The organism is Anaerofustis stercorihominis (assembly GCF_005844425.1).
GTDB classification, from domain to species: Bacteria; Bacillota; Clostridia; order Eubacteriales; family Anaerofustaceae; genus Anaerofustis; species Anaerofustis butyriciformans.
The window spans coordinates 104,881-128,945 of sequence record NZ_SPHL01000001.1 but is presented as its reverse complement, the minus strand read 5'-3'; the positions used below and the strand labels follow the sequence as shown (position 1 = coordinate 128,945).

Annotated in this window: 24 protein-coding genes; 9 read left to right on the top strand and 15 right to left on the bottom strand. The window is 30.6% G+C overall.

Annotated features, from left to right (window positions below):
- Window positions 1–2: 2 nt before the first annotated feature.
- The 7 genes from FGQ49_RS00670 to tilS form a co-directional block, all read right to left on the bottom strand.
- A complete protein-coding gene (locus tag FGQ49_RS00670; RefSeq protein WP_138267988.1) occupies window positions 3–458 on the bottom strand; it encodes a hypothetical protein in 456 nt (151 codons plus the stop codon).
- 57 nt (window positions 459–515) lie between these two features.
- The gene (locus FGQ49_RS00665; RefSeq protein ID WP_138267987.1) at window positions 516–1,100 is read right to left on the bottom strand and encodes a peptidoglycan recognition protein family protein; all 585 of its coding nucleotides are present in this window, start codon (window positions 1,098–1,100) and stop codon (window positions 516–518) included.
- Window positions 1,101–1,202: 102 nt separating this feature from the next.
- Complete coding sequence (locus tag FGQ49_RS00660; protein ID WP_138267986.1) at window positions 1,203–2,567, bottom strand: O-antigen ligase family protein; 1,365 nt, start codon at window positions 2,565–2,567, stop codon at window positions 1,203–1,205.
- 328 nt (window positions 2,568–2,895) lie between these two features.
- Window positions 2,896–3,288, bottom strand: coding sequence for a thioesterase family protein (locus FGQ49_RS00655; protein WP_138267985.1), 393 nt, complete (start codon window positions 3,286–3,288; stop codon window positions 2,896–2,898).
- Window positions 3,281–5,161, bottom strand: coding sequence for an ATP-dependent zinc metalloprotease FtsH (gene ftsH, locus FGQ49_RS00650; RefSeq protein ID WP_171020542.1), 1,881 nt, complete (start codon window positions 5,159–5,161; stop codon window positions 3,281–3,283). The genes FGQ49_RS00655 and ftsH overlap by 8 nt, the downstream gene beginning before the upstream one ends.
- Before the next feature lie 94 nt (window positions 5,162–5,255).
- Entirely contained in the window at window positions 5,256–5,789 is a 534-nt protein-coding gene (hpt, locus tag FGQ49_RS00645; protein ID WP_138267983.1) for a hypoxanthine phosphoribosyltransferase, read from the bottom strand.
- Between the two features lie 4 nt (window positions 5,790–5,793).
- Window positions 5,794–7,173: a tRNA lysidine(34) synthetase TilS gene (gene tilS / locus FGQ49_RS00640; protein ID WP_138267982.1), complete on the bottom strand. Its 1,380-nt coding sequence runs from the start codon at window positions 7,171–7,173 to the stop codon at window positions 5,794–5,796.
- A 332-nt stretch (window positions 7,174–7,505) separates the two neighbouring features.
- On the opposite strand from tilS, the gene FGQ49_RS00635 reads away from it, so the two are divergent.
- From FGQ49_RS00635 to fusA, 8 genes are all read left to right on the top strand, one after another.
- Window positions 7,506–8,819: an LCP family protein gene (locus FGQ49_RS00635; RefSeq protein WP_138267981.1), complete on the top strand. Its 1,314-nt coding sequence runs from the start codon at window positions 7,506–7,508 to the stop codon at window positions 8,817–8,819.
- A gap of 168 nt (window positions 8,820–8,987) precedes the next feature.
- Window positions 8,988–9,275, top strand: coding sequence for a 30S ribosomal protein S6 (gene rpsF, locus FGQ49_RS00630; protein WP_207734391.1), 288 nt, complete (start codon window positions 8,988–8,990; stop codon window positions 9,273–9,275).
- 13 nt (window positions 9,276–9,288) lie between these two features.
- The gene (locus FGQ49_RS00625) at window positions 9,289–9,714 is read left to right on the top strand and encodes a single-stranded DNA-binding protein (RefSeq protein WP_138267979.1); all 426 of its coding nucleotides are present in this window, start codon (window positions 9,289–9,291) and stop codon (window positions 9,712–9,714) included.
- A gap of 32 nt (window positions 9,715–9,746) precedes the next feature.
- Window positions 9,747–9,989 (top strand): 30S ribosomal protein S18, encoded by a 243-nt coding sequence (rpsR, locus tag FGQ49_RS00620; protein WP_305883224.1) that lies wholly within the window; start codon window positions 9,747–9,749, stop codon window positions 9,987–9,989.
- 103 nt (window positions 9,990–10,092) lie between these two features.
- On the top strand, window positions 10,093–11,397 hold the full coding sequence (gene brnQ / locus FGQ49_RS00615; RefSeq protein ID WP_138267977.1) for a branched-chain amino acid transport system II carrier protein: 1,305 nt from the start codon (window positions 10,093–10,095) through the stop codon (window positions 11,395–11,397).
- Window positions 11,398–11,479: 82 nt separating this feature from the next.
- Window positions 11,480–11,842: a hypothetical protein gene (locus tag FGQ49_RS00610; RefSeq protein ID WP_138267976.1), complete on the top strand. Its 363-nt coding sequence runs from the start codon at window positions 11,480–11,482 to the stop codon at window positions 11,840–11,842.
- A 16-nt stretch (window positions 11,843–11,858) separates the two neighbouring features.
- Entirely contained in the window at window positions 11,859–12,278 is a 420-nt protein-coding gene (locus tag FGQ49_RS00605) for a DUF948 domain-containing protein (RefSeq protein ID WP_138267975.1), read from the top strand.
- Between the two features lie 97 nt (window positions 12,279–12,375).
- A complete protein-coding gene (gene fusA, locus FGQ49_RS00600; RefSeq protein ID WP_138267974.1) occupies window positions 12,376–14,463 on the top strand; it encodes an elongation factor G in 2,088 nt (695 codons plus the stop codon).
- A gap of 86 nt (window positions 14,464–14,549) precedes the next feature.
- Here the strand turns inward: fusA and FGQ49_RS00595 are convergent, their stop codons facing one another.
- Window positions 14,550–14,879 carry a hypothetical protein gene (locus tag FGQ49_RS00595; protein WP_138267973.1) on the bottom strand — a complete coding sequence of 110 codons (330 nt, stop codon included), beginning with the start codon at window positions 14,877–14,879 and terminating at the stop codon, window positions 14,550–14,552.
- A 76-nt stretch (window positions 14,880–14,955) separates the two neighbouring features.
- Here FGQ49_RS00595 and FGQ49_RS00590 point away from each other — a divergent pair, with 76 nt between their 5' ends.
- Entirely contained in the window at window positions 14,956–15,528 is a 573-nt protein-coding gene (locus FGQ49_RS00590) for an epoxyqueuosine reductase QueH (protein WP_138267972.1), read from the top strand.
- Window positions 15,529–15,561: 33 nt separating this feature from the next.
- On the opposite strand, the gene carB is transcribed toward FGQ49_RS00590, so the two are convergent.
- Genes carB through FGQ49_RS00555 form a run of 7 tightly spaced genes read right to left on the bottom strand, consistent with a single transcriptional unit; the run spans window position 15,562 to window position 24,063 of the window.
- Window positions 15,562–18,786: a carbamoyl-phosphate synthase large subunit gene (carB, locus tag FGQ49_RS00585; protein ID WP_138267971.1), complete on the bottom strand. Its 3,225-nt coding sequence runs from the start codon at window positions 18,784–18,786 to the stop codon at window positions 15,562–15,564.
- Between the two features lie 13 nt (window positions 18,787–18,799).
- Complete coding sequence (locus tag FGQ49_RS00580) at window positions 18,800–19,858, bottom strand: carbamoyl phosphate synthase small subunit (protein WP_138267970.1); 1,059 nt, start codon at window positions 19,856–19,858, stop codon at window positions 18,800–18,802.
- Between the two features lie 12 nt (window positions 19,859–19,870).
- Window positions 19,871–20,458: an orotate phosphoribosyltransferase gene (gene pyrE, locus FGQ49_RS00575; protein WP_138267969.1), complete on the bottom strand. Its 588-nt coding sequence runs from the start codon at window positions 20,456–20,458 to the stop codon at window positions 19,871–19,873.
- Window positions 20,459–20,471: 13 nt separating this feature from the next.
- On the bottom strand, window positions 20,472–21,374 hold the full coding sequence (locus tag FGQ49_RS00570) for a dihydroorotate dehydrogenase (protein ID WP_138267968.1): 903 nt from the start codon (window positions 21,372–21,374) through the stop codon (window positions 20,472–20,474).
- A gap of 1 nt (window position 21,375) precedes the next feature.
- On the bottom strand, window positions 21,376–22,074 hold the full coding sequence (locus tag FGQ49_RS00565) for a dihydroorotate dehydrogenase electron transfer subunit (RefSeq protein WP_138267967.1): 699 nt from the start codon (window positions 22,072–22,074) through the stop codon (window positions 21,376–21,378).
- On the bottom strand, window positions 22,065–22,925 hold the full coding sequence (gene pyrF, locus FGQ49_RS00560) for an orotidine-5'-phosphate decarboxylase (RefSeq protein WP_138267966.1): 861 nt from the start codon (window positions 22,923–22,925) through the stop codon (window positions 22,065–22,067). The genes FGQ49_RS00565 and pyrF overlap by 10 nt, the downstream gene beginning before the upstream one ends.
- Window positions 22,909–24,063: a dihydroorotase gene (locus FGQ49_RS00555; protein ID WP_138267965.1), complete on the bottom strand. Its 1,155-nt coding sequence runs from the start codon at window positions 24,061–24,063 to the stop codon at window positions 22,909–22,911. Before FGQ49_RS00555 ends, pyrF begins: the two co-directional genes overlap by 17 nt.
- Window positions 24,064–24,065: the final 2 nt, after the last annotated feature.

Genomic DNA, 24,065 nt, shown 5'->3' with positions numbered 1-24,065 from the left:
TCTTATTTAATTATATTTCTTTTTGCCATTTCTCCAGCTACGCTCAAAGCAATAATACTTAATAATGAAATAATTATGTATGTGTTAATACTTATCTTATCTCCCGTCTTAGGCGTTTCGGATTTTCTATAATTATGTTCTGAATTGTCATAAACATCATTTGAATTCTCATTGCTATACGGATCTTTCGGATCCTCATTGCTATACGGATCTTTCGGATCCTCATTGCTATATGGATCTTTCGGATCTTCATTGCTATATGGATCTTTCGGATCCTCATTGCTATACGGATCTTTTGGATTTTCTGTACCATAATAATTATAATAAGCAAACACATTATCGTTACTCAATGTTTTGACCTTTTCTTTGATAATCGAATTTGCGAATACAAAGTTGGGCAAACACAAAATTATTGCAACCAATAATATTCCAGAAATTTTTTTAATTTTATTTTGCATAATAACTAAATTCCTCCCACTTTTATTAAAAACTTACATAAATCATATTTTATTATATTACGATTCATTTAACCGCTTTGTAACCTCATTTGCAATATTATCCATAAGACTTTCCAAATAAGGTCCCGGACATTCTGTTTCTGTATTAAAAAATTTATGAATAGTAAGCGTCCCTGTTTCATCGCCCGTCCATATTAATTCTTTTATTTCATTTCGACGGCATATATCTTCGCATAATTCAATGAGTGCTTGATAAGATTCATCACTAACATGCCATTCTCCACCATTCTCGTCATTTGCAACTTCTATGGTAACTGCTTGATTATCATTTTGAGGACTTGACGATGTCCATGCACGATTTTTCTCTTCAACATAAAGTCCGACATTACCATTTATATCTATGGCATAATTTGAAGAAGCATGTCTGCTTGGGTCCGCAAAAACTTCTCCTAATCTTTCTAAAGAAATCGTTCCTGCCATATGATGTATTGTAATTTTTTTTATCTTTTTTTCTCTCGGGAATGTTGCATTCGGGCTTAAGTAAACATATTTAATCATGGAGCTGTTATCAGCAATGATTTCAACTTGTTCTTCTAAAGTCAGTTTATGCCCTACATTATCAGGAAGCCCATGTACATTCATTCTCCATTCTATTATCGAAGCTACACACAACAAACAGAAAAAACACAAAATACACCATATCGGAAAAAATTTTTTCTCTTTTTGTATCATATCTATCCCTTTCTAAAAAATATCATGAAAACCTGTACAAAGAAAAACAGTAAAAAAAACAAGAAAAAAAATATTTTTACTACAACGACCCATTTCATATTTTTCTTTATTAGAACCTACAGTAGTTAATATGGTTAAAACCGTAATACATGGATAAAAAAAACTCACATCAATCATATTATGAAAGAAAAATGCAGAAAAACCAACAATACCATCTCCTCCTTTCATATATATACGAATTATAATTATTACCATCATTAATAAGGCAACCAAACCCAATTCAACACCTATATGAATAAGCGAATTATGAATATGCCATGTATTAAAATACATATCACTATCATACAAATTTAAATATCTCCACTGATATGGTCCGACCCCTATAATTGGATTTTTTAAAATATATCCTAACCCATTTTCCATCATCTTAAATCTTTCAATAAAAGTTGCTACGGCGTTTGTACGTATGAATATAGCAGCTATTACAAAAAACAAACCACTGGCAAATATTAATAAAGAAATTTTTTTATATTTTCTAAGAAAATCGTCCATTAAATACCAATAAAATGATAATAAAAAAACATATATTATCGTCAGACAAGCAATCCAAAAAGTATTCGCAAAAGTTACGGAAAAATAGATTATAATACCTGCAGATATCCCACAAATATTTTTAGCTATCGTCAATAAAGCAAATGAAATTAATTCTTTCCTATTATAAATGCGAGCTTTTTGAATTAATAATATAATTGTAGCCAATATCATTGAAAGAAAACTTCCCATGGATAACGTCAAAGCTAAAGCTGTAAGTATTAAAGGTTCCAACCTGCTTATAATGTTGCTTACAATATTTATTTCTATCTCATTTATTTCACTAACCTTTAACGAAAACCATGCAACAACCAAAAAACATCCTAAAGCATTTGGATTCCCTAACATTGTTTCAAGTCTAAAAATCTCTCCGTTAAAAGAAGAATATATAAAATCTAAAATTCCATAACACGAAATAAGTCCTGCCCATAAAACACATAATCTGCGCATCCATAAACGTTCACTGTCTTTTAAGAGTGACAAAAAGACATATATGACCGGATATATGATTTGAGTATTAAAAAAACCATGAAAAACATCACCGAAAATACTTATGGAAGATAACGCGCTAAAAATCTCATAAATTAATAACGGAAATAAAATCCATGGATCAATAAAAACTGAATCCTTTGTCAATGCTACTACGCATAGAATACATCCAATTAAACCAACCATTTCCCGGCTTCCTATTCCCGTAATTGTCAATGCAACAAGAGAAAATAATAATAAAATCAATAAAAAATGTTCTGTAAATATATCTTGATACTTTTCTATTGTTTCTTTCATTAACACCTCTTTTTCATTCTATATTTCAATAATAATAAAATAATATACTTGTCTAATCATTTAATACATTTTAACTATATTTATTACCATATTAATAAACTTACACTAATAACAATTGATAAATAATCTTTGTCATAAAAAGTATACTTTTTATGACATATTAAAATAGAACATGTAAAAAGTATAATATACGAATAAAGAGAAAAAAAATAAACATTAATACATAAAATGATTAATATGTATTAATGTTTATATGTTCCTAAATCTATACCATAAGTATCAGCATTATTACAATATATTTTATATTTTATATTTTATATTTTATATTTTATTTTTTACTTTCAGCCTTTGCTTCAAACTTCTCTTTGTTTATGATAAATCTTTCGTGAATTCCTTCACCGACTTTCTCCTTTTCGTCATAAGCTTCGACTTTAAATATTAATCTTCTTCTGTCAATTTCTATAAGCTCACATTCACATCTTACTTTCATTCCAAGTGGTGTTGCAGCAAGATGTTTAAAGTTTGCTAAAGTTCCAACAGTTGATTCTCCTTCATTTAAGTATTCTTCTGCAAGTTTAAAACAAGCGCCTTCCATAAGTAAAAGCAAATCAGGAGTTGAAAAAACCTTTGCAGCTCCACTTCCTTTTGAACATGCAAGATGTTCTTCCTTTACAACCATTTCTCTTTCATTTTTTAATCCGACAGTTAATTCTTTATTCATTTATATTGTCCTCTTCTTCATTGTTTTTTTCTTCTTCCCCCGGATATTTTCCTGTTTCAAATAAACTTGCAAATTCTTCTCCGGTTAGAGTTTCTTTTTTGATTAATTCGTTTGTGATAAGTTCAAGCTTATCTTTATTTTCAGCTAAAATATTAATAGCTTTTTCATGACATTCGTTTATAATATCTCTTACTTCTTTATCTATTGCACTGGCAACTTCTTCTCCGTAGTTTTTACTTCTTAAGAAGTCTCTTCCTATAAATACATCATCTTGTCCGCTGCCTAAGCATAAAGGTCCAAGTAAATCTGACATACCCCATTCGGTTACCATGCTTCTTGCAATTTTACTTGCTCTTTCAATATCATTTGAAGCACCTGTGCAAATATCATCAAGCATAACTTCTTCTGCCGCTCTACCACCAAGTAAACCACAAATCATATCAAGAAGTTTACCTTTTGGCATATGAGAATTATCATTGTCAGGAAGCGAAATTGTATACCCTGCAGCCATTCCTCTTGGAATGATTGAAATTTCTCTTACTTCATCACATTGAGGAAGACTCTTCATTACAATTGCATGACCAGCTTCATGGGCAGCTGTAATTTTTTTATCTTCATCAGTAATAACCTTACTTTTCTTTTCGGGTCCTGCAATAACTCTTTTTATAGCTTCTTCTATGTCTTTCATAGAAACTTTCTTTTCTCTTTTTCTTGCAGCAAGTAAACTTGCTTCATTCATTACATTTTCAAGGTCTGCACCTGTAAATCCGGCAGTACTTTTTGCAATAATGCTTAAATCAATATCATCTTCTAATGGTTTGCCTTTTGCATGAACTTTTAAGATATCTTCTCTTCCTTTTACATCAGGAGGGGCTACAAGAATTTGTCTGTCAAATCTTCCCGGTCTTAATATAGCAGGGTCTAATATATCAGCTCTGTTTGTTGCTGCTATTATGATTATTCCTTCTTGATTTGAGAATCCGTCCATTTCAACCAATAGTTGATTAAGAGTTTGTTCTCTTTCATCATTGCCACCGCCAAGTCCGGCACCTCTGTGACGTCCAACGGCATCAATTTCGTCTATGAATACAATACATGGTGCATTTTTCTTTGCTGTTTCAAATAAATCTCTTACTCTGCTGGCACCAACACCTACAAACATTTCAACGAAATCAGAACCGCTTATGCTAAAGAACGGAACTTTTGCTTCCCCTGCAGTTGCTTTTGCAAGTAATGTTTTACCTGTTCCAGGAGGTCCTACAAGAAGCACACCTTTTGGAATTCTCGCTCCCAAATCAATGTACCTTTTTGGTGATCTTAAAAAGTCAACAACTTCTGCAAGTTCTTCTTTTTCTTCATCTGCGCCTGCGACATCATCAAATGTATATTGTTTATCGCTTTTTGTATATAATTTTGCTTTACTCTTACCGAAAGACATAACTTTGCTTCCGCCCCCACCTTGTTGAGAGAAGAAAACAAAAATTAAAAAGCCCATTAATCCAAGAGATACAAGAACCATTAAAATATTGGTCCAACCTGTTGAATTTGATATTTCATAATTAACATCAATTTCTCCCGGATTTGCTTTAATATAGTCTGTCAATAGACTGTCTAATTCAGATAAAGCAACATTTGATACTAAAATTGTATCACCGCTTTTTAATGTAGTTTCGGCACTTTGTTTATTTCTGTTTATGGTTATACTTTTTACGTTATCGGCCTCTAAATTCTGAACAAGCTTACTGTATGAAGCCTTTTCCACTTTTGCATTTGAAAGCGGATTTACAGAACCTGTGACCATGCTTATAAGAAAATATACGCCAAATATAAGCACAACATATATAATTATGGTTCTAAATTTTTTATTGTTCAAATTTTCTGCTCCAATCCTTTCCTTTTAAATTAATTTTTATATTTTATCATACTTATTCATTATTAACAATAATTTAAGCAGATATTAACCCTTTTTAAGAATATATCTCTTCTTTTAAAATTCCGATATATTTTAAGTTTCTGTATTTATCGTTGTAGTCAAGTCCATAACCTACAACAAATTCATTTGGAATATAGAATCCATAGTAGTCAACAGGAACTTTTATTTCTTCTCTTCCTTTTTTAATAAGTAAAGAGCATACTTTTATACTCTTTGGATTTCTTTCTTTTAGAATTCTTATTAAGTAATCCAAAGTTCTTCCTGTATCTAAAATATCTTCAACTATAAGAATATCTCTTCCTTCAATGTTTGTTGTTAAGTCTTTTACGATATTTACAACTCCTGAAGAACTTGTTCCTTCATAACTTGATACAGCCATAAAGTCCATATCAACAAAAGTATCTATTTCTCTTAGTAAATCACTTAAGAACATAACAGCCCCTCTTAAAACACAAATTACAAGTGGGTTTTTGTCTTTATAATCTTCTGTTAAAACTTTTCCAAGTTCTTCTACCTTTGCTTTAATTTCTTCTTCTGTAATTAAAACTTTTTTGATATCTTCTTTCATTTTTTTACCTCTCAATATTATAATGTATGTTTAATATATTTTTTGTATTTTTATCTGCCTTATATTTGTCACTTACTTCGTATCCTATTACAGCAACTATATTTTCTCCGTCAACTAAAAGAGGAATTTCATCCCTTTTTTCTCTTGGAATTTTCTTATCTATGAAATATTTTTTTAATTTCTTACTCCCCTCTAATCCAAAAGGATAAAACACATCTCCCTCTTTTCTTGTTCTTATAATAAGGTTATTTTTTATTTTATCATAATCAACGTATTTATCTTCAGTATTTTTTTCTAAAAATTTAATTTTTTTTAAATTAATTTTGTAATTATTTATTTGTGCTTTAAAATTATCTAAATTATCAACCTTAATATTTATTTTTTTATTTTGTATGTTATTTTCTTTTATTTTATATTCAAAATAAAGTTTTTCATATCTTCTCTTAACAACTATATCATTTGATATATTAAGATCAAATGTAGTTTTATTTTTTTGTATAAGTTCTATAATTTTATTAACATGTTTACTGCTTATATCTTTTGTAACCTTTATTGACCTTAACATATTAAACAATACCTGTTTTTTTACAGCTCTATTTAACTTTTTAAATTCATTTACATAAACATAAACCAAATTTTTTTCATGATAAATATCTACATTACTGCTGAGTTCATTAAGAAGATCTTCAATTTCTTCACAAACCAAAGAAAGCTCAAAGAAATGCATAAAAGCTTTATTGTTTATTTCTTTTAAATGTGGTAAAACATTATGTCTTATATTATTTCTGCTATAGTCTGTATCAAAATTCGTTTTATCCGTTACGTATTTTAAATTATTTTCCTCAATATAAGAAAGAATTTCATCTTTTGATAAAATAAGCATAGGTCTTATTATATTACCGTTTTTTACGCCAATCCCTCTAAGACCTCTTATACCGCTTCCTCTTACCATATTTAAAATAATGCTTTCGCTATGATCAAGCAAATGATGTGCGGTTGCGGTTTTATCTATTTTGTTTTCTTTAGAAACCTCATTTATTAAATTATAACGAATATTTCTGCTTAATTCTTCAAGTCCTAAATTCTCTTCCTTTTGAATACTCGGAATATCTACACTCTTTAAAAATAATGTTACGCCATAATTGTCACATAATTTTCTGACAAACATTTCATCATCTTTAGCTTCTTTTCTAATATTATGATTCAAATGAAAAGCAAAAAGTTCAAAAGACAAAGATAATTTAAGTTTATTTAAAATATGAAAAAGACAGACAGAATCGCTTCCACCTGACAACGCAATCATTACTCTTTCATTTTTCTTTATTAAATTGTTATCAATGATAAATTGTTTTACTTTATTTTCTATTCTCTTAGATAATTCCATAATAGTATTTTAAACAAGTACTCCTCAATTATCAAGGTTAAATCAATAAATATTATACTATTATAAGTTTTTATGATATACTTAAAAAAAATATAATTTTAGATATTTATTTACAAATTATTTTAAACAATATGTATTATAAATATATTTATAAAAAAATTTATTATATTATGATTAAAAATTTATTATATTATTGTAATTAACAATTTTTTTGTTAAAATATTAAATTCGAGAAAACTTTTTCTTAATAAAAAATTAATTAGGTCATAATATTTTCGTAATATTATTACGTTAGAATATTTACAATATTTTATAATGAGCTGAGGTTTATAATGGGTAAAATTGTAGTAAAAAGAGCTGACGGCGAAATCATTAAAATTGATGAGAACGAAGCTTTGGGTGAACTTAGAAAAATAAGAGATAAGGAACAAAGAAGCCATAACAAAAAAAGGCCAAGCCGTCCAAAAAGAAAACAAAGGAAAACAACCAATAGAAATAACGATCCTAAAAACAGAATCCCGGTTGATCAAAAAAGAAGAAAAAGAAGAAAAAAACCGCAAAAAAAATGGAGAAGAAGACTTAAGAAAATAGCAATCTTCATTTTAGTATTTTTAATAATAGGTGCTGCTTTTGCATATTATCAAGTAAATCAAATATTTGCTAAGATGAATACTGTAGATTTCCCTACAAGCAATGAAGAACTAGGAATTTCTTCTTATGTGGAAGACTATTATGGAGAACAAAGTAAATATATTAAAAATTATGCTTTATTCGGTGTAGACTCAAGAGGAGAAGAAAGCGGAAGAACAGACTCTTTAATGATATGCTCCGTTAACACAAAAACAGGAGAAATCTCTCTTACATCAATACTAAGAGACTCTTATATTCAAATTGCACAAACAGACGGTCAAGACTATGGATTTGATAAAATTAATGCTGCCCATTCTTATGGCGGACCACTAATGACTGTTAAAACTTTAAATGAAAACTTTGATTTAAACATAACTGATTATGTTGAAGTAAACTTTGAAGCAGTTGCAGATATTGTTGATGCTTTAGGCGGAATTACTTTGGATGTAAAAGAAGATGAAATAGAAAACTTAAATAAATTTATAAGAGAAAACAATAAACTCCTTGGAGGAACACCTTCAAAAGAACTTACAAAATCAGGTGAACAGGTTCTTGACGGAAAACAAGCTTTATCATATTGCAGAATAAGATATGCAGGAAACGGGGATTACCAAAGAACCGCAAGACAAAGAATAGTAATGAATAAAATATATGAAAAGCTTAAAAGCAGTGACTTATTAACACAAAAAAAGGCGATGGAATCAGTACTTCCTTATATTACAACATCACTTGAATCAAACGATATGTGGCCAATATTAAGAGCATACTTTAAAAGCGAAGAAGGTCCAAAATCACAATCCCTTACTGATGAAAACATAGTAAAATCAGCAACAATAAACGGAGCATGGTGCCTTGTATTTGATACACTTAAATCAAATGTAGAATATCTTCATAAAATGATTTACGGAAGCGACTATACGGTTTCTCCAACAGTTGAAGAAAGAAACAGTGCTTATGAAGAAAAAACATTATATGTAACAAAATATGCAATAGATTCAAAAGTTTATACGAAATAAAAAATTTATACAAAAAAGGAGCAGAATACTGCTCTTTTTTTATTTTTTTTTCAAAAAAAACTTTACAAGAATCCTTTTATAATGCTATAATTAGTAAACTGTGACGAAAAGTCGCATCCTTGGGAAAACATGATGTTTTCCCCATAAGTCCACAAGGAGGTGAAAGATATGAGAAAATATGAAACACTTTTCGCTATTAGACCTGACATGACTGAAGAAGAAATCAAAGGAATAATAGAAAGAATTCAAAACGTAATCAAAAACAACGGTGGTAACGTTGAAGAAGTTGAAGAATGGGGCATGAGAAAACTTGCTTACAAAATTAAAAATAAATATCGTGATGCATATTATACATTAATTAATTTTGAAGCTGAAAAAGCATGTCTTGATGAATTAAATCACACATTCAGAATTACAGAAGATATCTTAAGAGACATTATCGTTAAAAGATATTAATTAGGAGAATAAAATGCTAAACAAAGTAGTATTAATCGGTCGTCTAACAAGAGATCCTGAAACAAGAGTTTTATCTTCAGGTTCAAGTGTTAGCACATTTACGTTAGCAGTTGATAGAACATTTAAATCAAGAGACGGAGAAAGAGGAACAGACTTCATTCCTATCGTTGCATGGGGAAAAACTGCGGAACTTTGCGGACAATATTTAAGCAAAGGCAGACAAACAGCCGTTGCAGGCAGAATTCAAACAAGAAGTTATGACGCCAATGATGGCTCAAAAAGATATGTTACGGAAGTTGTTGCCGAAGAAGTTACATTTTTAGGCTCTAAAAATGACGGCATGAGCAGAAATAACAATAACTTCTCATCCCCTGACAATGAATTCGGTGTTCCTATGGATGGATTCAGTGAAATGGATGATGACGATATGCCATTTTAATTAAATATTAAAAAAGGAGAAAAGCTATGGCTATGCAAAGACAAGGTGGTTCTAATGGCGGTTTCAGAAGAAGAAAAAAAGTTTGCTACTTCTGTGAAAACAAAATTGAACACATTGATTATAAAGATACAAAAGTATTAAAGAAATACGTATCTGAAAGATACAAAATTTTACCTAGAAGAGTAACAGGAACTTGTGCAAAACATCAAAGAGGCGTTACTCAAGCTGTTAATATTGCAAGAAATGCTGCTTTATTACCATATACAGCTGAATAATAATTAAAAATTAAAAGCATACCTTTTGGTATGCTTTTTTTATTTTTACAAAAAAGTAATTTTATGGTAAAATAACTCAAACATTTTTTAAGAGGGACATATCATGAACAAATTAAATAAGAAAGACACATTACTAATCGGACTTACATTATTTTCAATGTTCTTCGGAGCAGGAAATTTAATATTTCCGCCATACCTTGGAACAAACGCAGGGACAAATTTTTTACCTGCTTTTATTGGGTTTTCCTTAAGTGCAATAGGGCTTCCTGTACTGGCGGTATACGCAGTCACAAAATCAGGAGGATTAAAACAATTAACAAATAGGGTTCATCCTGTTTTTTCTTTTGTTTTTATTCTAGTTCTATACCTTGCAATAGGACCTTGCCTTGCAATTCCAAGAACCTCAAGTACTTCATTTGAAATGGCAGTTTTACCATTTTTTAATGTAAACAGTATTATACCAAGTATAATTTATTCCTTTATTTTTTTCTTAATTGCAGGCATCATTGCACAAAAACCGGAAAAACTAACGGAGTATTTGGGTAAAAGACTTACCCCTTGTTTGCTTGTTCTTATTTTTATAGTTTTTGTGGGAACTTGCTTTACATTATTTGGTAACGTAGTACAGCCAATAGATACATATAAAAACCTTTCATATGTAAAGGGATTTATTGATGGATATCAAACTATGGACACCCTTGCGGCATTAAACTTCGGCATGATTATTTCAATGAATATAATCGAAAAAGGAATAAAAGATAGTAACAAAGTTACAAAATATACGATTAAAGCTGGATTTTTAGCAGGAATATTTCTTTTAATCATATATTTTATGCTTGGAATAACAGGACTTTTTACGGGAATAAGCGGACAAATGACAGAAAATGGAGCCCAAACTTTAACTTATGTAGTTTCTTTGATTTACGGTAAAGTAGGATTAATAATTCTTGCAATGATATTTGTTATAGCATGTTTAAATACTTGCATAGGACTTTTTAGCTGCTGCGGAACTTATTTTAATGAAACATTTCCGAAACTTAGCTATAGAAGCTGGGTTATAATTTTTGCTCTTGTTTCTTTCTTAATCTCAATAATAGGTCTTACACCAATTTTAAAATATTCGGTTCCCGTACTTAATATTTTATACCCTGTATCAATTGTATTAATTATACTTGCATGTATAAATAAGAAAATAAGTAACAATAATATTGTATATCCACTTACAATATCAGTATGTTTAATAATAAGTATTTTAATAAACATACCTTTATTTTCAGGATTAAGCAAAAATTTACCTTTTTATGATATAGGTTTTGCATGGATAGTGCCAACGCTTATTGCTTTTGTGTTAAGTATATTAATAAACAAGCTAAAAAATATAAATTCAAAAGGTAAAAATTTATCATAAAAAATTTAGAGTTAAATTTCTATGTATTTTTTGTATAAAATGTGATAATATATTATTAGATGTATTAAGGAGGATGGAGATTATGTCAAACGGAAAATTTTTAGCAGGATTAATAGTTGGAATAGCTGCAGGTATAGCTGCAAAATATGCTTACGACAATAAAGAAGAATTAATGGATATTGCCATTGATAATTATTATATTGCAAAAGATGAACTTTGCACATTTGCGCAACATTCACTTGAAAAAGCAGAAAAACTTTCTAAACAAGCAAAAGCAAGTGCTGATTTAGCTTTAAACACAGCTAAAGAAAGAATTGATGATGTTGCTAATTATGCAGATGAACAAATCGATGACTTAAAAGATATGGTTCAAGAAGCTAAAGAAGAAACTAAAAAAGAAAATCTTGATGATTTCGAATTAAAATTTGACGAAGAACTTTTATAATGGAGAATAAAATTAAATGATTATAAACCTTAGTCCCTTAGATATAGCCTTAATAATTGTATGCGTTGTTTTGGTCGTATTAATTTTATATTTAATTGTAACCGTTAGCAAACTATCAAAAACAATGACTAAACTTAACGATGTACTAAGAGACGTGCAAACACTTACCAGTGCAAATACAAACAAAATTAATTCAATAATTGAAAATGTTGAGGGAATAACAAGCGATGCAAAGGAGCTGACAAACAAAGTAAATAACTCTGTAAAAGGAATTGAAACAGCACTTAAAACACCGCTTGATGATCCAAATGGAATAATGCATAGTACGATGAAAATAAAACAATATTATTCCACCGCAAAAAACGTAATGTTTGCTGTAATGGTTGTTAAGGATTTTTTCCACATGAAAAAAAGAAAAAAAAGAAAAAGTAAATAATATCGTTGACATAAGGTTGTAGCTAAATAATCTCGTGAGATTGCTGCGGCCTTTTTGAATATTATCATCAAAAATAAAAGCAAAAGGAGAAAGACAAATGAAAACGTATAAAACCAAGGACATAAGAAACATTGCACTACTTGGCCATGGAGGCTCAGGTAAGACCTTGCTTGCAGAGGCTATGGCTCTTAAAGCAGGTCTAATAGAAAGACTTGGAAGAACAGAAGATGGAACAACAATTTCAGATTATGATTCGTGCGAACAAAGTAAACATAGTTCCATATCTACATCACTTATCCCTATAGAACACGGTGGCGTTAAAATTAATGTTCTAGATATTCCGGGATATTTTGATTACATAGGAGAACAATGCTCGGCTCTAAGAGTTGCTGATACTGCAGTAATAGTAGTTGATGCTGTAAGCGGAGTTCAAGTAGGAACAGAAAAAGCTTATGAAATGGCTGTTGAAAGAGGAATACCAATTGCCTTTGTAATCAATAAACTAGACAGAGAAAATGTAGATACACATAAAGTTATGGAAGAATTAAGAGCCCTTACAGGACCTAAGATTGTTCCATTCCAAATCCCTATCAACGAAGGAGTTGGTTTTAACAGCGTAGCTGATATTTTTGATAATAAGGCTTATACATACGAAAAAGGCAAAATGACAATTACGGATGTACCTGACTCTACAATTGAAAAATCAACAAAATATAAAGACATTATTTTTGAAATTGCTGCAACAACAGATGAAGAATTAATGGAAAAATATTTTGAAGATGAAGATGGAACGTTAACAGAGGCAGAATTACATTCAGGTGTTAAAACAGCAATAGCAAACGAAGAACTTATACCAGTATTTTGCGTAAGTGCTTTAAATGATATAGCTATCGATAAATTCTTAGATGCAATTGTATATAACTTCCCAACACCAATAGAAGCAAAAGCTGCAAAAGTTGATCAAGATGGAAAAGAAGCACAAAGACATTACGAAGATGATGCTCCACTTAGTGCTTTCGTATTTAAAACAATTGCTGACCCATTTGTTGGAAAACTTTCTTTATTCAAAGTTAAAAGTGGTATTTTAAAACCTGGTATGGAGCTTAACAATACAACACAAGACAAAAAAGAAAAAATTGCTAAGGTTTATACTTTAATAGGTAAAAAACAAGAAGAAGTTATGGAAATGCATCCTGGAGATATCGGTGCACTTGCAAAACTTGCATATACTAAAACATCAGATACATTATGCGATCCTAAAGACCATATTAAGTTTAACCCAATCAACTTCCCTCAATCTATTATCTTTACAGGTATCGAACCTAAATCAAGAGGAGATGAAGATAAACTTTCAACAGGTCTTAATAAACTAAGAGAAGAAGACCCAACAATTGTTGTTAAAAGAGATGATGAAACACATCAAAACGTACTTTACGGTATGGGAGAAACACATCTTGAAGTTGTTAAAGAAAAACTTAAAAATAAATTTGGCATAGAAGTTGTATTAACTCCACCTATTATACCTTACAGAGAAACAATAAAGAAAAAAGCAACTGCTGAAGGTAAACATAAAAAACAATCAGGTGGTAGAGGTCAATTTGGTGTTGTAAACATTGATTTTGAACCTACATATAATCTTGAAGATGATTTAGTATTTGTAGATGCTGTCGTAGGCGGTGCAGTTCCAAGAAACTTCATTCCTGCTGTAGAAAAAGGATTAAGAGAATGTATAGAACATGGTGTTCTAGCAGGATATCCTGTTGTTGGTCTTAAAGCTACATTGTTTGACGGAAAATTCCATCCTGTAGATTCAGACGAAATGAGCTTTAAAATGGCTGCAAGCATAGCTTATAAGCAAGGTATGGCAGCTGCTGATCCTGTACTTCTTGAACCTATTTATAAAGTTGAAATTACAATTCCTGATGATAACACAGGAGATGTAATGGGAGACTTAAACAAGAAGAGAGGCAGAGTTCTTGGAATGGATCCTGTAGGAAACGGTAAAACAATGATTACTGCTGAAGTTCCTTTAGGAGAAATGTTCAAATATGCTACAGAACTTCGTTCAATGACTCAAGCAAGAGGATCTTTCACAATGGAATTTGAAAGATATGATGAAGTTCCTCAAATGGCAAGCGCTAAAATAATCGAAGAAGCAAATGCAAGAAAAGAAGCTAAAAAATAATATTTAAAATAAAAAGAAACATCTAAATATTAGATGTTTCTTTTTTTATAACATTAATAGACATAAAATATATTATAATATCTAATTTATTTTTTATATTTCCCTTCCGTAAATACACAAGAAATAATAAGTCCTATCACCCAAAAGGGCATTAATAAAATTGATAAAAACGAATACTTTGAATTTTGAACAAATAAAACTACAGGTGATAAAATAGGTAAAAGAAGCAAAGCAAAAATAGTAAATATTTTACCAATAGCCTTATTATATCCTCTTATGTCTTTTACATTTGGTAGTTTTTTTGTATTTGATAAATACTGTATAGGTTTATCTTTTGTATTAATCATTGAAATGCCAATTATAATAAATATTAAAACTAAAATTAAAACAATCCCCAAAGCTATTATATTTACCATATTATTATTTCCTTATCTTGTTGCAATTAACCAATTTTATTTTATAATATATTATTATACATAAAGGAGATTTATTTTGAAAGTATTATTACATTCGTGTTGCGCTCCATGTTCAATAATGTGCATTGATACACTTAGAAAAGAAAATATAGAACCAACTTGTTTTTGGTATAATCCAAATATTCATCCTTTTAATGAATATAAAAAAAGAAAAAAAACACTTATTGATTATACTGAAAGCATTAATATAAAACTTATTATAGAAAATGAATATGGACTTAGAGAGTTCATTGATAATATTTACCCTAATTTTGATAACAGATGTGGTGTATGCTATAATATGCGTCTTTTTGAAACAGCAAGATACGCAAAAGAAAATGGATTTGATGCCTTTTCTACAACTTTGTTAATTAGTCCTTTTCAAGACCATAATTTGATTTGCTCCATTGCAAAAGCTGCAGCAAAAAAATATGATGTTAAATTTCTATATAGAGATTTTAGACCTTATTTTAACGAAGGACAGGAAAAAGCCATAGAACTCGGTTTATACAGACAAAACTACTGCGGATGTATTTTTAGCGAAGAAGAACGATTTTCTAAAAAGAGAAGAAGAGAACTTTTACAAAAAGAATCCCATGAAAGCAAATAAAAAAGACGGCAACAAGCCGTCTTTTTACTTTTATTAATAATTTGCTACATCTGTAATATCAAATTTATCATAGTCTAAATCTTCACAGAATAATTTAGCAAGAGCCATTGCACTATCTATTGAAGTAACTATGCTTACTCCACATTCAACAGCACATCTTCTTATTTTGAATCCGTCTGTTTCAGAATCAGAAGAGCTTTGAGGAGTATTGATTATTAAATCAATTTTATGATTTTTAATTACATCAAGAATACCAAGTTCTTTATGTTCTCCTTCGTAACCAATCTTATACACTTCAGTAACATTTTCTACACCATGTTCTTCCATAAATTTCTTTGTATTTCCTGTTGCAAAGAATTCATATCCAATATCTGACATATTTTTTAGTGAGTCTATAAGTTCATCTTTACTTTCGTCATTTAGAGAAATAAGAAGTTTTCTCTTTCTTCTGCTTAAATCAAATCCTGCAGCAAGGAATCCTTTATAAAGTGCTTCAAGATAATTTTTGCTTACACCAAGTACTTCACCAGTTGAACGCATTTCAGGTCCAAGACTTACTTCTACATTAGGAAGTTTTTCTGTTGAGAATACCGGAACTTTAATTCCATAATATTCGCTGTCTTCATTTATATAACTTCCATATCCCATTTCTTTAATGCAAGGTCCAAACATAGATCTAACTGCCATTTCAAGAATTGGAACATTTGTAATCTTTGTAATATATGGAACTGTTCTACTTGAACGAGGATTAACTTCGATAACATATAACTCATCTCTAAATACGATAAATTGAATATTTATCATACCTCTAACATCAAGCTCAAGAGCAATTTTTCTTGTATAGTCATATAATGTTTCTTTAATTTTATCACTTACATGAATTGTTGGATAAATTGTTACACTATCTCCTGAGTGAACCCCTGCTCTGTCAAGATGTTCCATGATACCAGGAACAAAAACTTCTTCACCATCGCACACAGCATCAACTTCAAGTTCAAGACCATATAAATATTTATCAATTAGAACTGGATTTTTAGGGTCTTCTTTAATTGCATTTGTTAGATATTTTACAAGACTTTCTTCATCATGGCAAATCATCATACCTCTACCACCAAGAACATATGAAGGTCTTACAAGTACAGGATATTCGATTCTATTAGCTGTTTCAATACCTTCTTCAACTGTAAATACACCTTTTCCTGTTGGTTGTTTTACACCAAGCTTTGTAAGCATTTCTTCAAATCTTTCTCTATCTTCAGCTTTATCGATACTGTCAGGAGAAGTTCCAAGAATTGGAATATTTTCTCTTACACACATTTCTGCAAGCTTGATAGCTGTTTGTCCACCAAATTGTAAAATAACTCCATCAGGTTTTTCTTTATTATAAATATTAAGAACATCTTCATCTGTTAATGGTTCAAAATAAAGTTTATCTGAAATATCGAAGTCTGTACTTACAGTTTCAGGGTTGTTGTTTACAACTATTGTTTCTATTCCAAGTTGTTTTAGAGCATATACACAATGTACTGAACTGTAATCAAATTCTATACCTTGACCGATTCTAATAGGACCTGAACCGATAACCATAACTTTCTTTTTATCTGTTACTACTACTTCATCTTCAGTGTCATATGTTGAGTAATAATATGGAGTATTTGCTTCAAATTCCCCTGCACATGTATCAACCATTTTATATACAGGATTAATATTCCACATTTGTCTCATTTCATATATATCTTTTTCTCTAACGCCCATTAAGAAACTAATACCTTTATCAGAGAAACCTTTTTTCTTTAAATCAAGAAGTTCATCTTTTGTTAAAGTTTCTAAAGTTAGAGTTTTTAAATGTTCTTCTCTTTTTACAATTTCGTTTATCTTATTTACAAAGAATAAATCAATACCTGTTATTTTACTTACTTGTGTTACAGAATATTTCATTCTAAGCATTTGAGCAAGAACAAAAATCCTTTCATCATCTGCTTTAAATACTTTATGTCTAAGTTCTTTGATTGGAATATCATTTACTTTATCATGTACTAAAGTATGTTTTTTAATTTCAAGAGAACGTATAGCTTTTAAGAATGCTTCTTCAAAAGTTCTACCTATAGCCATTACTTCTCCTGTAGCCATCATTTTTGTACCTAAATCTCTTTTTGCATTTAAAAACTTATCAAAAGGCCATTTAGGAATTTTTACTACAACATAGTCAAGAGCAGGTTCAAAACATGCATAAGTTTCTTTTGTAACTGCATTTTTAATTTCATCAAGATAATATCCTAGAGCAATTTTAGCTGAAACTTTAGCAATAGGATAACCTGCAGCTTTTGATGCAAGAGCTGAAGAACGAGAAACTCTTGGGTTAATTTCAATAATTGCATATTCCATACTGTCTGGATGAAGGGCAATTTGTACGTTACATCCACCTTCAATACCTACTGCATTAATTATATCTATAGATGCTGTTCTTAGCATTTGATATTCTTTATCTGAAAGGGTTTGACTTGGAGCAACAACAATACTGTCTCCTGTATGGATACCTACAGGGTCGATATTTTCCATATTACAAATTGTAATACAAGTACCTTTTGCGTCTCTCATTACTTCGTATTCAATTTCTTTCCAGTTTTTAATACTCTTTTCAATTAAAACCTGAGTAGTCATTGATAAAGCAAGACCGCTTTCTGCAATTTTTAAAAGCTCTTCTTCATTATTAACGATACCGCCGCCTGTACCGCCAAGTGTATAAGCAGGTCTTACAACAACCGGATAACCTATTTCTAAAGCTGCTTTTTTCGCATCTTCCAAAGTATTTACAATTCTACTTTCAATAATAGGTTGTCCTATTTCTTTCATTAACTTTCTGAACTCATCTCTGTCTTCACCTTTAATGATTCCTTCAATACTTGTACCTATTACTTTTACTCCGTATTTATCAAGAATACCTTTATTGTGAAGCTCCATTGTCATATTAAGAGCAGTTTGACCACCCATACCGCCAATGATTGAATCCGGTCTTTCTTTCGCAATAATTTTTTCCAAAGATTCTACATTCAAAGGTTCAATATATACTTTATCAGCAGTTTGTTTATCTGTCATTATTGTTGCAGGGTTAGAGTTTACAAGTACAACTTCAACACCTTCTTCTTTTAATGCTTCACAGGCCTGTGTTCCTGAATAGTCAAATTCTGCAGCTTGACCGATAATAATAGGACCAGAACCTATAACCAATACTTTCTTTATATCATCTCTTTTTGGCATTTGTACATTCCTCCTATTCTATCACCTTTAAAAATTCGTCAAAAATATGAACGCCTTCGTAAGGTCCAGGACAAGCTTCAGGATGGAATTGAATTGTATATATCTTCTTATCCTTACATCTCATTCCTTCTATACTTCCGTCATTTATATTTCTATAAGTAACTTCTACACCTTCAGGTAATTCATCTACTACATAACCATGGTTTTGACTTGTCATAAATACTTTTTCATTATCTAAATTTTTTACAGGATGGTTTCCACCTCTGTGACCAAATTTAAGTTTTGAAGTCTTTCCTCCAAGAGCAAGAGATGCTAACTGATGTCCAAGACAAATTCCTATTATAGGAAGTTTTCCTATTAATTTTTTAATTTCTTCAACACATTCAGGTAAATCAGCAGGGTCTCCAGGTCCGTTTGATAAAAATACGGCATCAGGATTCATTTTTAATATATCTTCCGCCTTTGTATCAAAAGGAACTACAGTTAAATTTACACCTCTTTGTTTAAACATATTGATAATATTTGCTTTTATACCATAATCTATTGCAACAATATGTTTTCCATCCTTATCACCTTCAACTTCAAAAGGAGCAGAAGTTGAAACGCTGAATACACTTTTTGAATTATCAAATTCGTCAAGTATTTCAATAAGTTTTGTTTTTGGCATCATATGAGTTGTAATCATACCTCTCATAACACCTTCATTTCTAAGTACTTTTGTAAGCATTCTTGTATCTACACCACTTATTGCTGTAATATCTTCACTTTCCAAATAATCGGGAAGAGTCATTTCATTATTGAAATTGTTTGGTTTATTGCTTACTTCCTTTACAATAAATCCTCTTGCCTTACAACAAGCAGATTGTTCATAATCAAAATTAACCCCATAATTACCGATTAAAGGATATGTCATTGTTACTATTTGACCATAATATGAAGGATCTGTAAGGATTTCTTGATAACCTGTCATAGATGTGTTAAATACAACTTCACCTATTACTTTTTCTTCTATCTTACCGAAAAGTTCACCTTCAAAAGTCATTCCATTTTCAAGTTGTAAGTATCCTTTCATCTTCTAACCTCTTTATTTAGTTTTTTTAAAATCTCTGCTGCCCGGTTTTACAAGTTCAATTTTTCCTTCTTTGCAAAGTGGACATTCTTCACTATCATAAGAAACAATGTTAAGTCTTATTGCAGAATAAATAGGAAGTGGGAAATTAAGATCATCACTTGTTCTATTTACTATTGAACATACCCCAACAACTTCAGCTCCCATATCTTCTAAAACTTTTACTGTTTCAAGTGTACTTTTACCTGTTGTAATAACATCTTCACTTATTAAGACTTTATCGCCTTTTCCTACAGTGAACCCTCTTCTAAGTTCCATGTTACCGTCTTTTCTTTCTGTAAAGATACTTTCTATTCCAAGTTGTCTTCCAAGTTCGTAAGAAACTATAACACCGCCCATTGCAGGTCCGCATATTTTTGTAATACCTAAATCTTTTACTTGTTCAGCAACATCTTTTAATACTTCTGCTGCTTTATCAGGAAATCTTAAAAGTTTTGCACATTGTACATATTGATTTGAATGTCTTCCTGATGAAAGTAGAAAATGACCTTCTAAAAATGCTTCAGTTTCTTTTAAAATTTCTTTTACTCTTTGTTCACTCATTACATACTCTCCTTTATACTATACCTATAAGTTCACTTATATTGTTTATATTATTATTTTTTAAATATTTATCTAAATCATCTCTTATTTCAAGCATTACCATAGGATTTGCAAAAATTGCACTTCCAACTCCTACCAAAGTTGCTCCTGCCATTACAAATTCAAGAGCATCTTTATAATTGCTTACTCCTCCGTAAGCCAATATAGGAATTTTTATTTCCTTAGCAACTTGATGTACCATTCTAAGAGCAATAGGTTTTATTGCACTTCCTGACAAACCTGCATATACATTATCAAACACAGGTTTCTTTTTATTTATATCAATAGCCATTGCAAGAAATGTATTTGTTAAGCTTACAGCATCAGCTCCTCCATCTTCTACTGCTTTTGCAACATCTGTAACACTTGGTGCATTTGGCGATAATTTAACAATAATAGGATGTTTTGATTTTTCCTTTACGGACTTTGTAATATCATAAGCACTTGCTGAATGCATACAAAAAGCCATTCCGCCTTCCTTAACATTTGGGCATGAAATGTTAAGCTCTATAAAATCAAGTTCTTGTTCATTTAAAAGCTCTATTCCATCAAGAAAATCTTCCTTGCTGTGAGCCCCAAAGTTTACTATAACCCTGCTGCCGGTAGAATTCATATATCCAAGTTCGTTTTCTATAAAACTTTTAACACCGGGATTTTCAAGTCCAATACTATTTATTACCCCGCTTGGAGTTTCCCAAATTCTAACTCCGGTATTACCGGGTTGAGGATTTAATGTAAGTCCTTTTGAACATATACCGCCAATTTCTTTTACATCAAAAAACTCGCTGTATTCTCTTCCAAAACCAAAAGTTCCGCTTGCGGCAACCAATGGATTACTAAATTCTTTACCTAAGAAATTTACTTTTAATCTATCCATTTTAGTATACCTCGCTTCCTTCAAATACAGGACCGTCTTTACATACTTTTTTATTTCCATTTGGAGTCTCAACATTACATCCAAGACAAGCTCCTACACCACATGCCATTCTGTTTTCAAGGGACACATATATTTCTCTTCCTGCTTTGTTAGCAAGATCATATGCACTTCTCATCATAATATCAGGACCACAAGTAAAGTAAATATCATCCTTTGTAAAATCAACTTTATGAGTTATTATTCCGCCTACATCAACTATAACTTCATCTGCAATTTTCTTAAAATCATCTACAAGATAATCTTGTTTAGTAAAACCAAGATATACTCTTATTTTTTTATCAGGATATTTTTTTCTTATTTGTTTACATAGATAATATAGCGGAGCAGTTCCTATACCTCCGCCTATTAATGTAACGTCTTTTTCGATATTTTCTATATCAAACCCGTTACCTCTTGGACCAAATAAATCAAGTTCCATTCCTTTTTGAAGAGTCTTAAAGTACTTTGTACCCTCTCCCTTTATTTGATATAAGAAAGTTATACCTTCTTCATCTATATCATGAATACTTATAGGTTTTGCAAGAAATGTATTTAAAGAGCGAAGCATATAAAACTGTCCTTCTTTTCCTTCAAACTTTCCCTCAAGTTTCATCATGTAGATATCATCTTTTATTTTTTCATTAAATAATACTATAGCCATTGTCCTATATCCTCTTGCATATCTTTTACTGCTTTTACAGTAAGTTCGGTAAAGTTTTCATCTTCGATTTTACCTTTGTGTGCAGATATAATTCCTCTTGAAGAATTAACAACTCCGCAAATATCATCTTTGAAGATTTCCGCAATATCTTTTCCTGTTCCACCTTGAGCGCCATATCCAGGAATTAAGAAGAATGCTTTTGGCATAAATTTCTTTACTTCTATAAATTCTTTAGGATAAGTTAGTCCAACAACAGCTCCGACACTGCTATATCCACATTCTCCTACAAAGTCGCTTCCCCACTCATCAACGTATTTAGCCATCTTTTCATAAACTTTTTCGCCATCTTTTACTTCCAAGTCTTGAATTTGATGTCCGTTTGGATTAGATGTTTTTACTAAAACGAAAAGCCCTTTATTTCCGTCTTTCATATAGTCAAAATATGGGCTGATTGCATCAAGTCCCATATATGTGTTTATAGTAATAAAGTCAGCCTCAAAGTCTCCTTTGAAATGACCGTCTGCATACATTGCAGCAGTTGAAGAAATATCTCCTCTTTTTATGTCTGCAATTACAATGCCGTCATTTTCTCTTATATATTTAAGTGTTTTTTGATATGCGTTAAGCCCGTCCATTCCAAGAGCTTCATAACAAGCAATTTGAACTTTATAACAAGCTACAATATCTTTTGTGGCATCTATTATAGCTTTATTAAACAAAAAATACTTTTCTCCTAAAGATATATCCATTTTGCTTATATATTCAGGTAAAAATGCTTCTTTTGTATCAAGCCCCAAACATACAGCCATGTTTTTCTTGCTTCTTTCATATAATTTATCTATCAGCTTCATATTTCTTTTCTCCCCCGACAAATGTCATTAAAACTTTGCCCTTAATTTTTTCTTTATTAAAAGGTGTGTTGTTTGATTTTGAAATAAATTCGTCTTTGTTTATAACGCCTTCATAGTCAGTATCAACAACAACCAAATCTGCATCGTAACCTTCTTTAATTAAACCTTTGTTTAAACCTATTTTCTTTGCCGGATTTAAACTTATCATTTCGCTTAATCTATTTATGCTGATATCATTATCAAAGAATACTTTATAGTACATAGAAAAAGCAACTTCGATATTGTCAATTCCCGGAGCTCCTTTTTCTTTATCTTCTTTTGAATGAGGAGCATGGTCTATTGCAAGAATATCTATATCGTTATTCCTTACTCCTTCTATAAGTGCCATTCTGTCTTTAGGTGTTGCAAAAGAAGGATTTACTCTATAAGAAAGGCTGTCGGCAAATAAATGATGTGGTGCAACCTCACAAGTTACCGTTAATCCTTTTTCCTTTGCTGCTTTTATAAGCTCTAAAGATTTCTTTGTACTGATATGGCATACATGAAGATTTCCTCCAACCTTTTCAAGAAGTTTCATATCTCTTTCGATTATTTCTTCTTCAGGCTGGCAATGAGTTAGTAAATGGAAACCATATTCTGTGGATTTTTTCAAAGCCTCTTCCATAAATTCATCGCTGAAAATTGTTTTTCCGTCATTTGAGAAAAGGTTTGTGTATTTCATATTTTCTTTTATATCTACAAACTCTTTATCTTCAAGGTCTTTTCCGATTGCACTAATTTGGATTACTTTATTTAAACCTACTTTTTCTGATTTTTCTTTAACATATTGTAAAACTTCCGTATTATCACAAACAGGCTTTGTGTTTGCCATAGTGCAAACAACGCTATATCCGCCTTTAACGCTTGCTTTCATACCGGTTTCAATATCTTCTTTATAGGTATATCCAGGGTCTCTAAAATGAGAATGCATATCTATAAAGGCAGGAAGTAATGTTTTACCTTTTAAGTCAATTACTTCGCAGTTCGTTTTATCAATATCTTTTCCAACTTTTATTATTTTTCCATCTTCAACCAAAACATCTTCTTTTACTGTTTTGGTTGCATCAATTAGTACACCGTCAGTAAATAATGTTTTCATAT